Source organism: uncultured Porphyromonas sp. (assembly GCF_900541275.1).
Taxonomy (GTDB): domain Bacteria; phylum Bacteroidota; class Bacteroidia; order Bacteroidales; family Porphyromonadaceae; genus Porphyromonas_A.
Genome location: NZ_UQJH01000017.1, coordinates 1 through 18134, shown reverse-complemented (window position 1 = coordinate 18134; position 18134 = coordinate 1). Strand labels below are relative to the sequence as shown.

The window sequence follows — 18134 nt, the reverse complement described above, 5'->3', positions numbered from 1 at the left end:
ACGTTGGGATCTCCTTTTTTCCTCTCAAAAACCTTAGCTTTGCATACAACACCAGCAGACTTATGAAGAAGAATAGCGCCTATCGGGCAGCAGCGGGGCTCAGTGCAGTGGCAGGCATCGTACTGCCTACTGCCTGCGCCACCAAGGCAAAGGACGAGACCCCGACCCGATACAATATACTGATCATCGAGAGCGATGACCACACCTCCCAGATGATCTCCGCCTATGGCGGCGAGATCGAGACGCCCAATATCGACCGGCTGGCTGAGGAGGACGGGGTGAGATTTGACAACGCTTTCGTCGTCAACTCCATCTCCGGACCCTCCCGCGCCTGCCTCCTGACGGGGAAGCACTCGCATAAGAACGGCTTCACCAATAACGAGCACAGCGTATTTGACGGCGACCAGCAGACCTTCCCCAAGCTGCTCCAGGCGGCCGGATACCAGACCGCCATCATCGGCAAGTGGCACCTCCACTCCCTCCCACAGGGATTTGACCACTGGGAGATCCTGCCGGGTCAGGGAGACTACTACAAACCCGCTTTCATCACCGCTCCGAATGATACGGTAAAGGAGAAGGGGTACGCCACCGACCTGATCACGGACAAGAGCCTCGACCTGCTCCGCACTCGGGACAAAAGTCGCCCCTTCATGCTGATGGTGCAGCACAAAGCACCGCACCGCAACTGGATGCCCCGTATCCAGGATCTGGATCTGTACGAGGATGTGACCTTCAAGCTACCGGAGAACTTCTACGATGACTACGCCGGACGACTGGCAGCCGCGCGAGCGGAGATGAATATCGGGGAGCACATGGATCCCGCCTACGACTGCAAGCTCCTCCGTGACGACCACCCGACCCACTACTCGCAGACCTACCAGTGGATCCTCTCCGGTATGGACGAGGCGGATAGGGATAAGTTCCTCGCCTATTACCGCCCTATGGCGGACTACTACTGGGACAGCAAGATGACTGACCGGGAGCGGATGGAGTACAAGTACCAGCGCTATATGCGCGACTACGCCAAGGTGATCCACCCGATCGACGAGGGCGTCGGACGGATCATCGACTACCTCAAGGAGGAGGGGCTCTGGGACACGACCATCGTCCTCTACCTCGGCGACCAGGGCTTCTATATGGGCGAGCACGGGTGGTTTGACAAGCGATTCATGTACGAGGAGTCGATGCACTACCCGCTCCTGATGCATCTCCCCAAGGGGCTCGATGCCCGCGGAGCGATCAAGGAGCTGACGCAGAATATCGACCTTGCGCCCACCTTCCTCGAGCTCGCCGGTGTGGCGATCCCTGAGGACATCCAGGGTGAGTCCCTTGTCCCGCTGCTTAAGGGGGCAAAGGAGCTCCCCGGGCGGGACAAGATCTACTACCACTTCTACGAGTACCCCGCCGAGCACAGCGTGATGCGTCACTACGGAGTGCGCGATGAGCGATACAAGCTGATCCACTTCTACCTCGACCGGGACTTCTGGGAGCTCTACGACCTGCAGGAGGATCCGCACGAGATGAAGAATGTCTACGACAACCCCGCCTACAGCGAGATCGTTGACCGGATGCGCCGGGAGCTGGTGGAGGCACAGACCCAGTACGAGGACACCCTCGCCCTCCGGCTCAATGGCTTCTGATCCGACCATTTTGCTGCCTGAGTAAATTAGGCAGCACTGATACCGAAAAGGACTGACTTCAAGACGCTTGGAGTCAGTCCTTTTTGCGTTGGGTTACGACAGAGAAATTCGCCGACTATTGGAGCAGTTTTACTGCCGGTATTAGGCGCATCGACTATATTAGTTTTTAGCGGAAGCGATGAGGCCGGGATGAGTGATAAGGAGAAGGATAGACCGGACGGCATTTTTTTCGTACCTTTGTGGTGGATCTGAAAGGGTCGATCGTGACCGCTACAGACCTCATACACAGAGACTGACTACAGGATCGGAGCGGAGCCTCCGGACTGCAGACGGAGCAACGATTCCGGGCGGAGTGCCGCTTGGGATTGTTTCCTTTTTGTCTGCCGGGCTGCTCCGATGGTCCTCACGTCGGGACTGACTACAGAGAAACCATTCATAGCACTTAGTATAAAAACTATGGACTTTATCTATATGACCGAGGAGGGCTACAAGAAGCTCTCCGAGGAGATCAGTAAGCTGGAGAGCGTAGACCGCCCCGAGGTGATCCAGGAGATCGCCGAGGCGCGCGAGAAGGGCGACCTCTCCGAGAATGCCGAGTACTCCGCCGCTAAGGAGAAGCAAGCGGTGCTGGAGGACAAGATCGCCCAGCTCCGTATGCAGCTCGCCAACGCCCGCATCCTCGACACTGCCAATATCGACACCTCTAAGGTGGGCATCCTGAGCAAGGTGACGCTGACGAATATGAAGAATAAGCAGCAGCGCGTCTTCACCATCGTCTCCGACACGGAGTCGGATAATAAGGCGGGCAAGATCGGCATCTCCACCCCGATCGCCAAGGGTCTCCTCGGCAAGAAGCCCGGAGACATCTGCGAGATCGAGGTGCCCGCCGGGGTGCTCACCTTCCGCATCGATGAGATCAATATCTAAGCCTACCCTACGCTATGACCATCTTTAGCAAAATCATCCGGGGAGAGATCCCCAGCCACAAGATCGCCGAGGATGAGCACAACTATGCCTTCCTTGACATCAACCCCCTTCGCCCAGGGCATACGCTCGTAGTTCCGAAGCGGGAGGTAGACTACTTCTTTGACCTCACCGATGAGGAGCTGGCGAGCCTGATGAGCTTCGCAAAGAAGATCTCCACCGCCATCCGGGAGATGAGTGGCTGCCGCAAGGTGGCTGCTGTCGTCCTCGGGCTGGAGGTCAATCATGCCCACCTGCACCTGATTCCGATCAATAGCGAGAGCGATGCCGACTTCCACGGCGAGCATGTCTCCATGACGGACGAGGAGCTGGAGGAGGTGGCACAGCAGATCCGCGAGAGACTCTGAGGGATGTTTGTCGCTAAGCAGAAGAGGCACGAGAACATTGCCGAGTACCTGCTCTACATGTGGCAGGTGGAGGATATCCTCCGGGCACTGCACTTCGATCCCTCGGAGATCCATCGCTACATAGAGCGGGGATACGACTGCTCTGAGGAGCAGCGGCGGGAGGTGGAGGAGTGGTACCTCTCCCTCGCCCGGCAGATGCGGGAGGAGGGGATCCTCGAGCAGGGGCACCTGAGCTCGCTCACCGAGCTGATCGCCCGGCTCGAGGCGCTCTCCTCGGAGCTGCTGAGGGATAAGTCTGAGACCCTCTTCGCCACGCTCTACTACGCCGCCCTCCCCGCCATCGTCCAGCTCCGCGACAAGGGCGCCGGGGGGAGCCACGGCGAGGTGGAGACCGCCCTGATCGGTCTCTACGGCTACGTGCAACTGCGGGAGCAGGGGCGCGAGGTGTCGGAGGAGACCATCCGGGGGATGAGGCAGCTGAGCACCTTCCTCGCCCTGCTGGCAGACCGATTTCGCACGAGCGAGGAGGAGTCATGAGTGAGCCTATGGGGAGCGAGCGCCCGCTCGTATGGATCACTGGCGCCTCCGGGCAGCTGGGCACGGCGCTCAGCCATCTGCTCCCCGAGTCGGCGCACTACGACCGAGTGCTGACGACGAGGGCGGAGGTGGACCTGACCGCATTTGGTCAGCTATCCCGCTTCCTCCGGGAGAGGGAGCCTGATGTGGTGATCAATTGCGCCGCATACACCGCTGTGGACGGGGCGGAGACGCTCTCCGAGGACGAGCTCTTCGAGACCAATACCCTCTGCTTGATGCAACTCCACGAGCTGAGGCCTCACCTCCCGATCGTGCAGATCAGCACGGACTACGTCTTTGGGGGCAATGCGGAGTCCACTATGCCCTATGTAGAGGAGGATGTGGCAGACCCCATCAACAGGTATGGGAAGTCAAAGGCTGACGCCGACCACTTCCTCATCGCCAACCATCCGGAGAGCTACATCCTCCGCACCGCCTGGCTCTACGGGCCGGCGTCGTGGGGGCGGAGCTTTTACCGCTCCATAAGGAAAAAGGTGGAGGCGGGGGAGCCGATCCGCTGCGTCACCGATGAGGTAGGGTCTCCCACCTCGACGCTGACTCTCGCCCGCGTGATCGGTCGACTGCTGGACGGTCTCACCGACCCCGAGGCTCCCGATCCCCTACCCTATGGGCTGTACCACGTGGCAGACCTGGGCGAGACCTCGCGGTACCACTTCGCAGAGACCATCGCCCGGCTCCTCACCGGCCGTGAGGACTACCCGATCAGCCCCATCACTCAGGCCGACCTCGCACTACCTGCCTCGAGACCGCACTACAGCGCTCTCTCCACCGAGAAGATCCAGAAGTATTACCCTGACCTGCTCCGCCCCTGGGAAGAGGCGCTCCAGGAGGTCATCGACCGCGACACACAGCGATAAATGAAAGACTTTACAGAAGAGATAGCCCGCCGACGCACCTTTGCCGTCATCGCTCACCCCGATGCCGGTAAGACCACCCTCACCGAGAAGCTCCTCCTCTTCGGAGGGGCGATCCACGTCGCCGGGGCGGTCAAGAGCAATAAGATCCGCCGCTCCGCCACCTCCGACTGGATGGAGATCGAGAAGCAGCGCGGCATCTCCGTCGCCACCTCGGTGATGGGCTTTGAGTACGAGGACTATAAGATCAATATCCTCGATACCCCGGGACACCAGGACTTCGCCGAGGACACCTTCCGCACCCTCACCGCCGTCGACTCGGTCATCATCGTGATCGACGGGGCGCGCGGCGTGGAGGCGCAGACGAAGAAGCTGATGCAGGTCTGCCGCCTGAGGCAGACCCCGGTGATCGTCTTCGTCAATAAGATGGACCGCGAAGCGCAAAGCCCCTTTGACCTCCTCGATGAGCTGGAGCAGGAGCTGCAGATCGCCGTCACACCGCTCTCTTGGCCGATCGACTGCGGGGACCGCTTCCGCGGGGTCTACAACATCGCCAAGGACGACCTCGAGGTCTTCAATCCTCAGGACAAGAGCCACGTCTCCAGCCGCGTGGAGGTGGACATCCACTCCCCCGAGCTGCTTAAGTATGCCACCGAGGAGCAGGCGGAGCACCTGCTGACCGACCTCGAGCTGATCGGAGGGGTCTACCCACCGATGGATGAGGAGAAATACCTCGCTGCGCAGCTGGCGCCGGTATTCTTCGGCTCAGCGCTCAATAACTTCGGCATCAAGGAGATGCTCGACACTTTTGTCCGCATCGCCCCCTCACCCCGACCCACCAAGGCTGAGGAGCGGATCGTGAGACCTGAGGAGCCAGACTTCACCGGCTTTGTCTTCAAGATCCACGCCAATATGGATCCCAACCACCGCTCCAGCATCGCCTTTGTCAAGATCTGCTCCGGGGTCTTCCGGCGGAATACCAATTACCACCACGTGCGCCTCGGGCGAGACTTCCGCTTCAGCAGCCCCACCGCCTTCATGGCGCAGCGGAAGGAGATCGTAGAGGACGCCTATGCCGGAGACATCGTCGGTCTGCCCGACACCGGTAACTTCCGCATCGGGGACTCCCTGACGTGCGGCGAGGAACTCCACTTCCGCGGGCTCCCCAGCTTCTCCCCCGAGCTCTTCAAGTACATCGAGAATGCCGACCCGATGAAGACGAAGCAGCTCCACAAGGGCATCGACCAGCTGATGGGCGAGGGCGTGGCGCAGCTCTTCACCAGCACCTACAACGGTCGCACGATCATCGGCACTGTGGGGCAGCTACAGTTTGAGGTGATCGAGTACCGCCTCCTCCACGAGTATCAGGCGAAGTGTCGCTGGGAGCCGCTCAGCCTCTACAAGGCGTGCTGGATCGAGTGCGATGATCCGGCCGTGCTGGAGGACTTCAAGCGACGCAAGGCGCCCTATATGGCGACCGACACCCAGGGACGGGATGTCTACCTCGCCGACTCCGCCTACATGCTCAGCATGTCGCAGCAGGAGTTCCCCAAGGTCACCTTCCACTTCTCCTCCGAGTACTAAGAACGGCTGGCAAGATACTATCGCAGCGAGGAGGCATTGTCTCGTATAGTCTCCTCTTTGACAGACCAATAGCGCCGAGCTTCGTCGGCGACTGATCATTCGGATTTCATCCGCAAGACAGTAGTAGTAAGACAGCAAACGCCCCCATCGTATTATACCCGATAGGGGCGTTTGCTATTATTTTTGGAGCAAAGCGAGTCGTTTTATACCCGAAAGGTGTTATTTCAGGCAGAAAGCGTATATTTACCGCGTAATCATCCAGATCGGGTATAATTTTAGCAGATATGACCATTGCAGAATTTGTGAGGGAGAAACGCAAGGAGTACGGGCTGACTCAGCTGGATCTCAGTATGAAGACTGGGGTTGGCATCCGCTTTGTCCGTGAGTTGGAGGCAGGTAAGCCGACCATTCGTCTCGACAAAGCAAATCAAGTCCTTGCTCTCTTTGACGCTGAGGTGGGTGTGCAGGCAAAGAATGGAAGTGAGCCATGAAGCAGGCAGAAGTATATCTATACGACCGATTAGCCGGCATCCTGACTGAGAGCGACGAGGGTTATCGATTTTGTTATGACACAGCCTATCTTGCTTCTGAGGATGCCGAAGCAATAAGCCTCACGCTACCATTGACGAGCGAGTGCTTTACGGACAAGGTGCTCTTTCCATTCTTTGATGGCCTGATCCCGGAGGGGTGGCTACTGAATATTGCTGAGCGAAATTGGAAGATCGACAGCAGGGATAGGATGTCCTTGTTGCTCGCTTGCTGTAGGGATTGCATAGGAGCTGTAAGCATTGTGCCTAAGGAAGTGTTATGAGTCGGTGTTTGATTTGCTATGACGAGCTCCCCGAGGGGGTTGTGAGCTATCACCCTGCCTGTTCTCGTAGGCTCTTTGGGACGACTACGCCTCCCACGCTTGACTTTGACCGAGGGAGTATCTCGCAGCTGGCCACTGAGATCATCAAGAGTCAGACCACACTGACCGGCGTCCAGCCAAAGCTTTCCCTTGATATAGATAAAGGAGAAAAGGGGGTGCCGGATCGGCTTACCGTGGTGGGTCTATGGGGGCGCTATATCCTCAAGCCACAGACGGACAGATATAGGCACCTCCCTGAGCTGGAGGATGTGACTATGCATCTCGCCGAGATGGCGAGGATAGATGTGGTCCCCCATGGGCTGATCCGGATGAAAGATGGCGAGCTCAGCTATATCACGCGGAGGATTGACCGAACTGAAAAAGGTGAGAAACTCCCGATGGAAGACTTCTGTCAGCTCAGCAACAAGCTCACGGAGCACAAGTACAGGGGCTCTTATGAGCAAGTAGCCAAGGTCCTGCGACAGTACTCCTCCAGACCCACCTTTGACCTACTCAGCTATTGGGAAGTTGTGCTCTTCTCCTGGATGGTCGGCAACTCCGATATGCACCTGAAGAACTTCTCACTCTACCGACCTCAGAGGGCTGCCGGCTATCAACTGACTCCGGCGTACGACCTACTCTCCACCAAACTTGTGCTGCCGGAAGACACAGAGGAGCTGGCGCTCACGCTATGCGGGAAGAAGGGCAAGCTAAGGAAGGAGCACTTCACAAGGGCGATGAAGGACTCCGGTATCCCCGACAAGGTCATCGAGAACTCATTCTCAAAGTTTACTCAGGTCGCAGAGCAGTGGTACGACTTCATCCAAGAGTCTACGCTTCCGGATGATATGAAAGAGTCATTTATCGCACTTATAGCTAAGAATATCAGCGCGATATAGTAGTCTTCGTCCTGCTATCCCAGTGATAAGTGAGGATATGCGGTACCACTTCCGCAGGCTCCCAAGCCACTCCTCCGAGTACTAAGTACGGCTGCAAAGATGCCATCACAGCGAGAGGGCAAAGTCTCGTATGATCTCCTGATTGACAAACCAAGAGTACTGACCTTCTTCGGCGACTAATCACTCGGATTTCATCCCGTCAGATCATAGCACAACGACAGCAAAGTGAGTCCTTATATCAGGGGTGACGCATTTGAAGGGTACTGAAGACATCCAACTCATTGTGAAGGGTTGGGGACGAAGCACCCCTTGCGGGTGCTCGCTCCATAGGCATCGGTCATCCGCGAAGCGGTGACCGATGTGCCGAGACACGCCCCTACCACCCACGACCCCCTTGTGGGTCGCCGAAACTCCCTCACTCGGCGACCCGCAAGGGGTCGTGGCGTATATTAACCACTCCCCTTACATCGGTCTTCGCCACTACGTGACTCGACCGATGCCTATGGAACGGGCATCCTTCGGATGCAGCTCTACTGCTGGTAGACGATTTTCATTTGCCCCCGTCCGATGACCCTAAGAAGCCCAAGCAAGAGCATTAGACTTGTCCAGACTATCTTATGCAACCGATCAGCCCGCTCGTGGAGGAGGCAATAGCCGGCACAGAATACGAAAAACAGTGCGTCAAGGGGCTTGCTCATATACCAGTCTCTGAAGACAAACGTGGCAAGGATCCAGTAGCCCCCATAGACTACAGCCAGCCCGAGGAAGAAATACCTGAAGCAGCTAAGCACTCGATCACTCTGTATCATATCAATGGGTGACATAGACCATACTCAGAGGTCGTAAGGCAACTCTCAGAGTAGTCCGCATAATATAGTCTCCTATCCAACTAGGTCAACAAGCCCTCAAAGTCCCCACGCAGACGTGCACTACATCACTCCACACCATTGAGCTTCCGTAGCATCGGACCATAGAGGTTGATCACCTTGTCCCGTATGCTATGTGATATATCATCGTCTCCCAAGACAGCTCTGGACTCAAACTCCAGGAGCAGCTGACGCTTCTCGAGCTCCTTCCTCTCACTCTCGTCGGTGGTCGCATAGTATTCATCGATCGCCATCGCTCTAAGCTGACTAATGGCACTTGACATCACCTCTCTATCAGTGAACGTACGAGCAAACTCTAATTCCTCCGGAGTCATAGGAGCAATTCTTCTTTATATCAAAAGTCAATGCCGACTGTAGCGTGTGTCAGAGGGAGGCGAGGAGCTCATTGGTGGGAATGACGGCAAAGTCATCCCGCTCCACCAGACCCCGCTCATAGATAGCAGCTGCGAGGGTGACTCCCAGTGCATCCTCCGGTGTGGTGATCTCCCCCTTACTGTCCCCCCGATAGACGATCACGAGTGGCTCATCTGGCATCCCCTCCTCCAGCTCCTCCTCAGTGGGGAGGAAGAGTGAGGTCAGAGCGTAGCGCGTCGGCTCCTCGTCACGCGTCTCAAAGAGGATCGCCCGATAGGGCTTCACGGACTTGGTCCCAGGGATGAGGATAGCCTCCATAAAGTCGCTCGTGGGAGCCAGGATGGCGAGGTAGCACTTATCCTTAAGGATCTCACCGAAGTGGCTTCGCTTCACCTCGAGGCGCAGCACCTCATCCGGAGCGAGGTTGTACTGACGAAGCATCTCCGCCACCTCCTCGGGGAGGGGCGATGCCTCCGTGTCGATCAGCTGCTCAAATTGCGGGCCCTCCTCGCGGATCTGCCGCCAGCGCTCCTCCTTCTGCTCCCTCTCGGGATCCTCATCCAGCAGCACCTCACCGAGGAGAATGGCGAAGAAGGGGTCCTGATCCTCCAGTCCCTCATTGTACGCCTCCTGGGCGATCTCGTCACCGACGATGTCGGCCATCTCCTCCGTCTCACCCTCCTCTACGCCGTAGTAGTCGAGGATCACGGGGCTCTCGCTTCGATCGTACAGCTGACGCTCCTCGTCACTAAAGTGGATCTGAGGGAGACGCACGAGGGTCGAGCGTGTCCCCTCAGGCGACGTACTCTGGAAGAGTACCACCTTGTAGGGCCTGGGAAGCCTCGTCGAGGGGAGACTCTCATCGAAGCTCGGGAAGAGCAATTGCTCGTAGTACTCGGTGAGCTCGCGGAAGTCCACCCGCTTGCGACCGGCGACGATCCTGTCGAGGACCTCGTCCGAGATCTGTAGGCAGAGGAGATCAGTCTCCTCGATCTGATGCCTGTGGAGGGCATCCTTGATTGCGTTACTTAGGTTCATCATAGTCCTGTCAGTGCCATTCCATTATCTGATGACAAATCTACACAAAAACTCCCCAGACTAAGGAATTATATAATGGTCGAAGGAGGACACATCCCCCGGCCGGATCGTCTCAGGGGGGGGGGCACCCCTTCCGCCACCACTACCTGCCGGTCGCCGAGCAAACATACCCCGCACTTGGTGACCCGCAAAGGAGTCGCCCGAATCGGGGAGCGTCAGGGGGAAAAACACCTTAGCGGGGTCGGGACAGGCGGGGAGCAGAAAAAGAGGGGGCACCCATCGCAGGCGCACCCTCTGTAAATATGCTTGTATCCCACTTAAAGCAAGACACAGATACATATATGAAGCTTTGTAAGAGTTATATGACTATTAGCGTATGTAGTTTGGGATAAGGGGCAAGAGGAACCCTGCAGAGATCCCCACAGCCCGGCATGCACTATGATTATAAAGAGGGTGGGACAGAGCGACCTCACATATGGGAAGTCACTATGCCCCGCCCTTCACAAAAAACTCACAAAGATAAAAAGACAATAACCATCAAGACAGACCAGTGAAAGGACAAACGCCATCCCCAGCGGTCCAATGGCTATCAGGAATTAATCAAGAGGTCTGTCAGCGAAAAGGCGCACAGTGTAGGCGTTTCTCATACCGTTGTGGTGGTGGGGGGTAAGAGCGCTCTTCCCGACGCCGTTACTATAGAAGGAAATACCGTATAAGGAGGTGTCACCACGACTGTTGGGAAGGGAAGTGGCAGAGCAGTAGAAACCAATTTTACCCTGGAAGCCGAGATCGTAGCCTGCAGCGGGGAAGAACCGAACCACAGAAGAGGACAGACTCTGATTCCAGAATTTCTGATCAAGATTATCCACCGTGGAGATACCCTGACGTCCGGAGATGTTGACGCAGTAGATCCAAAGACCGTTGACGCTATTGCCATTCACAGCATTCGTACCCCAGTAGTAGAGCCAGGCGGAGCGATACTGATTCTCTATGGTGCCTCCTCCGTTGAAGCGGAGCGCAACGTTACACTTCACGCTGTTGCCGTTGACTGTCATAGTGGTCGGCTTGTAGTCACCTGTGGCACTAAACGTACTCCCGGCCACCCTTACCTGATCAGTCTGGTTACGAATAACGTCCCCACTACCAAAGGACAGAAAAGAACCACCCGTAATCCCTCGCCACTCGTCAAAAGTAGGAAGCTTGTAGCCATGGATTTGTACATTGCGTATGACAGAAGGCCAGTTCAACAGCACATTGGTATCAGACTTTTTCGAGGGAATGGTGTGATTGGTATCCCAGGTTCCGTTACTCCGGATATTAAACTTCGCCACATAAGAGAGTGGATTATATTTCGCAGCGGAGTAATCGGGACCATTAGACACCTGGGAGACGGTAATGACCTTAGACTTAGTTGAGTCAGCTTTGACTCGTACGGTAAGAGTCGCCTGACGAGAACTGCCAGTATTGTTCGCAGTTGCAGTGATGGTACCACCGGACACAGTGACCCAATTTGCTCCAGCACCCTTATCAATAGCAATATCGGAAAGACTAAGATTCCGCCTGCTAACCTCCTTGCCATTCATTTTATTAACCACAGTACCGGCGACAGAGATGGTTTTGCTTTCTCCTTTACCATTAAAGGAAATTGCAGAGGGGGTGACTGAGGTAATAGAGTACTCCGTGGTTGCCTTACCAGCCTGCTGTGAGACGGGGACTGTTTTAGTCTGTTTGGGATCGGCACTGACACTAATCGTCAAGACTGCTGTACGAGCCTTCGTGGTTTTATTCTCCGTTGCAGTAATAGTACCATTCACTACTGTGAGCCAGTCTGCCTCTGCACTCTTCTTAATAGTCATGTCGGCAATCGTCAGGGGAGTAGTCTTGATCACAGTACCATTCTGCATCTCTTTATCATTACCCTTCACTATGAGAGTCTGACTCCCCCCCATAGCATCATAGGAAAGCGATGCAGGCGTGACGGAAGTGAGGGTATAAACGTGAGTCGTTATCGGAGTAACAGCCTTGCCCTGCTGGGAGATTTTGACGATGGCCCCCGAGGAGGGGGACTCCTTGGGGCTTACATTCACCGTCACGACGCGAGGAGTCGTGGAAGTGTTGGGGGTAACAGTCACAACACCTGTTGAGCTAATCGTGATCCAATCCACAGGACCGTTGACCACCGTATACGTAAACTTGTCATTGCCTGTGATTGTCTCTGCGGGGGTTGAAGGATCAAGAACACCACCAACAAGCTTCCGCTTTGTTGCTACTGGATGCAGGACAACCTTACCGCCTTCCGAGGAGATGCCGTCTGATAATATGTCAGGCGTAGTAGTGACCTTGACAGAATATATATAGGAGACAGCGTCCTTCTTGAAGATCTTCAGCAGATCCTCCTCTGACACTACAAAGGTCTCACCGGTATTCCAGTCAAGGACGCGGAGGTTGAAGGTGAGCTTGATCTTCGACGGATCGGGATTGTCGTTCGGGTCCGGAACGTAACCCTCATCACCCATCATCAGTTGGATGGAGTAGATGTAGTTGCGCTTCAGCTGAGGCAGCTTCACCTCGAGAGGCTTCACAGCGACACCGGCATAGGCGGTCTCGATTACGAGGCTGGTACCATTGACGGAAGAGGCTGCGGCACTCGCACTGTTCTCATAGGTGTATATCTGACCCATAGAGGCATCGTTGGCGGCGGTGCGGAACCGCTCGAAGGCAGTGTACACTTTATTGTCCGCCCCGTACGCATCCGTCGAGGTGGCGGCGGTGAGAGAGGACTGGACCTTACGGTTCTTGACGGTGATCTTACTTAGCGTCAGCTTGCCTAGCGTTGACTGGACGTCGATTCGCGCAGCCAGGCGCTCCAGATTAATCGTGCCGATATTGGACTCCCCTCCCGCCGTGATGGTAAAGTCGGGCGTGGTCGTCGAGACCATAACGAATGCGTTCAGCATTCCCGGCTCATCCTTCGCGAGGATCGCACGCACATCTGCGAGCGACCTACCCGTCAGATCCGACACCGGGATCGTGTGATTAGCGACAAGGAGCATCCTGTAGTTCCCCGCCCGGTCGATCGGCAGGGTGTAGGTCATGGAACCCGTGGCTTTCAGTGCCGGGGTACCAGACGATACGTACTGACCGGAAGCATCAAATAGGATCGCCTGTAGGGTGCCAATGTGCTTCTCGTAATCTTGTGCAGGCACGGCGTAGGTCTCTACGCCTGTCGTCACGGTGAAGGTGACCGCCTGTCCCTTCTCGGGAAGACCGGGGACCTCTCCCTTTCCTCCCCGCGCAAGCTCCTTGCTGCAGCCGCCGAGGATAATACCGAGGAGTGCCATGAGAGCAGCTCCCCATACTATCTTATGTCTATTCATCTTATTACTTCTCTATATGGTGATTTCTCATCTGATGACGACTCCCATTAGTCTTGCTCAATCTGAATCTCATACTGATAAGCAGTCGGGAAGTTCGCGTCAGCTACCGACACGACGGCAGTGCGCTTCACGCCCGTCGTATTGGGTTTCACGGTGAGGGTCATAAGGCTCCCGGCATAGGAGAGCTGGACCCAGTCGGGATTGCCCTTGGCGGTTACAACAATGGTAGAGCTAGAGCCTGCGAAATTGCTGGCAAAGGGGATCTGTACATTGGTAACACCGGCTGCATCAACGGTCAGCTTGTGTGTCTTCGCATCGTAGCCGGTAGGAAGTTTGGCACCCTGAGCGGGAGCAAGAAGATTGAGCGACTCGGTGACACTGACCGGACCATTCCACTCATTCACCGCAATAGCAAAGGAAACGCCCCCTCCCGTCACAGGAGGCACGGGGCTCTCCTTCGGTCCGAGGATGATTGTGTAGAGGTAGTTGCGCTTCACCGGCACGACCGCTCCGTTCTGATAGAAGGGTACCTCCACGTGATGCTCCTTGCCGTCATACTCTACGGTGATGTCGACCACGGGCGCCTGATCCTTGCTAACGAGTGTCTTCGGGGTCTCATAGAGGTAGAAGGCCTTAGCCAGCTTACCCATAACACCGTTGTATGACCGGCTGGGGCTTACACCACCCGCGGGGATGGTGGCAAAAGTCTTCACGCCACCCACGGTGGTCAGAGCGGTAGCACGATGCTCGCCCACAGCGGTCCTGTCGTAAGCGTTCTTGAGTACGGCATCCTTGATGATGACCTCCTTGTACTCAGGATGCGCTGCCGTGGCCTTCATCGTGGTCTGGATATCTATGCGGGCTACAGCGCGGATCAAGTCAACATTGATCATCGCAGCACCGGACATAGGGATGGAGGTGGACGCCTGTCCCATCTTCGCCACACCGACCATAGGCAGGTACTTGCCATCCTGAAGTAGGGCCTTGCAGGATGCATTCGCACTCTGCTTGCGGCTGATCAGACGTGACATAACATCATCTACCGTAGTCACACCGGACTGGAGCCCTGCAAGAGGCTCATCGTTGGCGACAAAGAGGAAGAATCGATTCTCTCCCGCATGGATCGTATTGCCTGATCCGACAAAGTCAGCTGCCGTAAGACTTGCCTGGTACTCTGGACCACCGCTATTCGTGAGAGTGAGCTCATGGGTTTTAACGTAGGTCTTAGGCCCAGCGAGGAACTCGTACAGAGTAATCCTGTTATCTTTAATTGTCCACTCCGCCTGATCATGGATGGCGTAAGTGGTAGGGAGCCCCCGTGGAGCTGCAAAGGAGAAGGTGATCTTCTCGGCTGAAGGATTGTAGGTCCCGCCGTTCTCTTTCACCTCCTGCCGGCTGTTCAGGCTGCAGGAGCTGAACCCTATGCCCGCAAGCAACGCCAGCGTTAGCATTCCGATAATCGTCTGTTTCATGTCTGTCAAAATTATTGTGATAAAAGATGTCCTAATGGTTCTGTCCTAGACCTTCGGTGATCCTCCCGAGCGGTTCAAAGGCCGTCAGGAATTAATCAAGAGGTCTGTCAGCAAATAGGCGAACTGCGAAGGCATACGGAGTTGAGTCGGTGTGGCCCACGCTGACATCGTTACTAATGCAGTACATGCCGTACGCACCGCCGCTATAATACTCTGTGGCAGACCAGTAGCAGCAATACCAACCCTGTCTGCCATCGGAGTGGCCTGCAGCAGGGAAGAACCGAACCACTGCAGAGGACAAACTCTGATCCCAGAATGCCTGATCCAGATTATCCACTGTGGAGATGTCCTGACGTCCAGAGATGTTGACACAGTAGATCCAGAGACCATTAACGCTCTTGCCATTCACTACATCCGAACCCCAGTAGTAGAGCCAAGCGGAGCGATACTGATCCTCTAAAGTGCGGCCTCCGTTGAAGCGGAGCGCAACGTTACACTTCACGCTGCTGCCGTTGACTGTCATAGTGGTTGGCTTATAGTCACCAGTGGCCAAAAACTTCTGTCCGGCAACCTCTACCTCCTCAGTCTCATTATACAGGACCTCACCACTGCCAAAGAGCTGGGGGTAGCCCGTGTACTTGACAATCCCCTGCCATGCCTCACGAGAGGGGAGCAGAAAGGTCTCCGTGGAGCCCTGGATCGATTGTGGATTGGCATACTTAGACTTGGCCAAATTCCAGTCCATCAGCACATTACGGTCATCTTTACTCGCAGGGATGGTGTGTGCCTTATCCCACTCCCCGCTGCTTGTCACATTCCACTTCGCCACGTAGGCAAGAGGATTGTACTTCAGGGCGGAGTGATCAACACCTCCTCCAAACATCTCTAGGAGCTCATTCTCAGAGACAACGAAAGTCTGACCATTATTCCAGTCGACCACCCTGACATTGTAGGTGAGCTTAATCTTGGAGGGATCGGGGTTGTCACTCGGATCCGGCACGTAGCCCTCATCGCCCATCATCAGCTGGACGGAGTAGATGTAGTTGCGCTTCAGCTGAGGCAGCTTCACCTCGAGAGGCTTGACGGCAACGCCGGCATAGGCGGTCTCGATGACGAGAGAGGTGCCGTCGGCAGAGGAGGCAGAGGCAGCACTATTCTCGTAGGCGTAGATCTGACCCATGGAGGCGTCAGTGGCGGACTTGCGGAAGCGCTCAAAGGAACCATACTCCTTGCCATCTGTCCTGTAGGCGTCGGTCGACGAGGCGGCGAGGAGGGAGGACTGGGTCTTCCGGTTCTTGACGGTGATCTTGCTGAGCGTCAGCTTGTCGAGCGTCGACTGTACGTCGATGCGGGCGGCGAGTCGCTCCAGATTGATCGTACCGGCATCGGACATCGCTCCCGTCGTTACGGTGAAGTCGGGTATAGTCGTCGATGCCATGACAAAGGCGTTCGGCATACCCGGCTCATTATCGACGAGGATGGCGCGTACGTCGGAGAGAGACTTACCTGTAAGGCTCCCCGCAGGGATGGTGCAATTGGCGACAAGGAGCATCTTGTAGGATCCCGTCGTAGCGATCGGCAGGGTGTAGCTCGTGGAGCCCTGAGCTGTCGGCACCGGGGTGCCTGACGTCACATAGACACCATTGCCATCGAAGAGGATCGCCTGCAGCGTGGAGATCGACTTCTCGTAGTCCTGTGCAGGCACAGCGTAGGTCTCCACGCCTGTCGTCACGGTGAAAGTGACCGCCTGCCCCTTCTCCGGGACGCCGGGAACCTCCTCATTGCCTCTGCGACCCAGCTCCTTGCTGCAGCCGCCGAGGATCAGTCCGAGGAGTGCTATAAGAGCAGCTCCCCATACTATCTTATGTCTATTCATCTTATTACTTCTCTATATGGTGATTTCTCATCTGATGACGACTCCCATTAGTCTTGCTCAATCTGAATCTCATACTGATAAGCAGTCGGGAAGTTCGCGTCAGCTACCGACACGACGGCAGTGCGCTTCACGCCCGTCGTATTGGGTTTCACGGTGAGGGTCATAAGGCTCCCGGCATAGGAGAGCTGGACCCAGTCGGGATTGCCCTTGGCGGTTACAACAATGGTAGAGCTAGAGCCTGCGAAATTGCTGGCAAAGGGGATCTGTACATTGGTAACACCGGCTGCATCAACGGTCAGCTTGTGTGTCTTCGCATCGTAGCCGGTAGGAAGTTTGGCACCCTGAGCGGGAGCAAGAAGATTGAGCGACTCGGTGACACTGACCGGACCATTCCACTCATTCACCGCAATAGCAAAGGAAACGCCCCCTCCCGTCACAGGAGGCACGGGGCTCTCCTTCGGTCCGAGGATGATTGTGTAGAGGTAGTTGCGCTTCACCGGCACGACCGCTCCGTTCTGATAGAAGGGTACCTCCACGTGATGCTCCTTGCCGTCATACTCTACGGTGATGTCGACCACGGGCGCCTGATCCTTGCTAACGAGTGTCTTCGGGGTCTCATAGAGGTAGAAGGCCTTAGCCAGCTTACCCATAACACCGTTGTATGACCGGCTGGGGCTTACACCACCCGCGGGGATGGTGGCAAAAGTCTTCACGCCACCCACGGTGGTCAGAGCGGTAGCACGATGCTCGCCCACAGCGGTCCTGTCGTAAGCGTTCTTGAGTACGGCATCCTTGATGATGACCTCCTTGTACTCAGGATGCGCTGCCGTGGCCTTCATCGTGGTCTGGATATCTATGCGGGCTACAGCGCGGATCAAGTCAACATTGATCATCGCAGCACCGGACATAGGGATGGAGGTGGACGCCTGTCCCATCTTCGCCACACCGACCATAGGCAGGTACTTGCCATCCTGAAGTAGGGCCTTGCAGGATGCATTCGCACTCTGCTTGCGGCTGATCAGACGTGACATAACATCATCTACCGTAGTCACACCGGACTGGAGCCCTGCAAGAGGCTCATCGTTGGCGACAAAGAGGAAGAATCGATTCTCTCCCGCATGGATCGTATTGCCTGATCCGACAAAGTCAGCTGCCGTAAGACTTGCCTGGTACTCTGGACCACCGCTATTCGTGAGAGTGAGCTCATGGGTTTTAACGTAGGTCTTAGGCCCAGCGAGGAACTCGTACAGAGTAATCCTGTTATCCTTAATTGTCCACTCCGCCTGGTCATGGATGGCATAAGTGGTGGGGAGCCCCCGAGGGGCTGCAAAGGAGAAGGTGATCTTCTCGGCGGAGGGATTGTAAGCCCCACCGT

At 56.1% G+C, this 18134-nt stretch carries 16 protein-coding genes; 9 read left to right on the top strand and 7 right to left on the bottom strand.

Annotated features, from left to right (window positions below; genetic code table 11):
• Window positions 1–62: 62 nt before the first annotated feature.
• The 9 genes from QZR17_RS06780 to QZR17_RS06740 all read left to right on the top strand — a co-directional run bounded on the left by QZR17_RS06780 (window position 63) and on the right by QZR17_RS06740 (window position 7755).
• Window positions 63–1640 carry a sulfatase gene (locus QZR17_RS06780; protein ID WP_297129288.1) on the top strand — a complete coding sequence of 526 codons (1578 nt, stop codon included), beginning with the start codon at window positions 63–65 and terminating at the stop codon, window positions 1638–1640.
• 456 nt (window positions 1641–2096) lie between these two features.
• Complete coding sequence (greA, locus tag QZR17_RS06775; protein WP_297129286.1) at window positions 2097–2567, top strand: transcription elongation factor GreA; 471 nt, start codon at window positions 2097–2099, stop codon at window positions 2565–2567.
• Between the two features lie 14 nt (window positions 2568–2581).
• Window positions 2582–2971, top strand: coding sequence for an HIT family protein (locus QZR17_RS06770; protein WP_297129285.1), 390 nt, complete (start codon window positions 2582–2584; stop codon window positions 2969–2971).
• A gap of 3 nt (window positions 2972–2974) precedes the next feature.
• A complete protein-coding gene (locus QZR17_RS06765) occupies window positions 2975–3508 on the top strand; it encodes a DUF4924 family protein (RefSeq protein WP_297129283.1) in 534 nt (177 codons plus the stop codon).
• A complete protein-coding gene (rfbD, locus tag QZR17_RS06760; protein WP_297129281.1) occupies window positions 3505–4425 on the top strand; it encodes a dTDP-4-dehydrorhamnose reductase in 921 nt (306 codons plus the stop codon). Before QZR17_RS06765 ends, rfbD begins: the two co-directional genes overlap by 4 nt.
• The gene (locus QZR17_RS06755) at window positions 4426–6006 is read left to right on the top strand and encodes a peptide chain release factor 3 (protein WP_297129278.1); all 1581 of its coding nucleotides are present in this window, start codon (window positions 4426–4428) and stop codon (window positions 6004–6006) included.
• 284 nt (window positions 6007–6290) lie between these two features.
• On the top strand, window positions 6291–6497 hold the full coding sequence (locus QZR17_RS06750) for a helix-turn-helix transcriptional regulator (RefSeq protein ID WP_297129275.1): 207 nt from the start codon (window positions 6291–6293) through the stop codon (window positions 6495–6497).
• Complete coding sequence (locus tag QZR17_RS06745) at window positions 6494–6817, top strand: HipA N-terminal domain-containing protein (RefSeq protein WP_070464070.1); 324 nt, start codon at window positions 6494–6496, stop codon at window positions 6815–6817. The genes QZR17_RS06750 and QZR17_RS06745 overlap by 4 nt, the downstream gene beginning before the upstream one ends.
• Window positions 6814–7755 (top strand): HipA domain-containing protein, encoded by a 942-nt coding sequence (locus tag QZR17_RS06740; RefSeq protein ID WP_297129269.1) that lies wholly within the window; start codon window positions 6814–6816, stop codon window positions 7753–7755. The genes QZR17_RS06745 and QZR17_RS06740 overlap by 4 nt, the downstream gene beginning before the upstream one ends.
• Window positions 7756–8285: 530 nt before the next feature.
• Here QZR17_RS06740 and QZR17_RS06735 read toward each other — a convergent pair.
• The 7 genes from QZR17_RS06735 to QZR17_RS06705 form a co-directional block, all read right to left on the bottom strand.
• Window positions 8286–8564 (bottom strand): hypothetical protein, encoded by a 279-nt coding sequence (locus QZR17_RS06735; protein ID WP_297129266.1) that lies wholly within the window; start codon window positions 8562–8564, stop codon window positions 8286–8288.
• A gap of 125 nt (window positions 8565–8689) precedes the next feature.
• The gene (locus tag QZR17_RS06730) at window positions 8690–8956 is read right to left on the bottom strand and encodes a hypothetical protein (RefSeq protein WP_297129264.1); all 267 of its coding nucleotides are present in this window, start codon (window positions 8954–8956) and stop codon (window positions 8690–8692) included.
• Window positions 8957–9005: 49 nt separating this feature from the next.
• On the bottom strand, window positions 9006–10037 hold the full coding sequence (locus QZR17_RS06725) for a hypothetical protein (protein ID WP_297129262.1): 1032 nt from the start codon (window positions 10035–10037) through the stop codon (window positions 9006–9008).
• Between the two features lie 593 nt (window positions 10038–10630).
• Window positions 10631–13411, bottom strand: a complete 2781-nt coding sequence (locus QZR17_RS06720) for a BACON domain-containing carbohydrate-binding protein (RefSeq protein ID WP_297129259.1) — start codon at window positions 13409–13411, stop codon at window positions 10631–10633.
• A 47-nt stretch (window positions 13412–13458) separates the two neighbouring features.
• The gene (locus QZR17_RS06715; RefSeq protein ID WP_297129256.1) at window positions 13459–14883 is read right to left on the bottom strand and encodes a hypothetical protein; all 1425 of its coding nucleotides are present in this window, start codon (window positions 14881–14883) and stop codon (window positions 13459–13461) included.
• Window positions 14884–14974: 91 nt separating this feature from the next.
• Entirely contained in the window at window positions 14975–16759 is a 1785-nt protein-coding gene (locus tag QZR17_RS06710; protein ID WP_297129252.1) for a fimbrial protein, read from the bottom strand.
• 47 nt (window positions 16760–16806) lie between these two features.
• Window positions 16807–18134: hypothetical protein (locus QZR17_RS06705; RefSeq protein WP_297129249.1), on the bottom strand; the 1328-nt coding region annotated here is incomplete at its 5' end.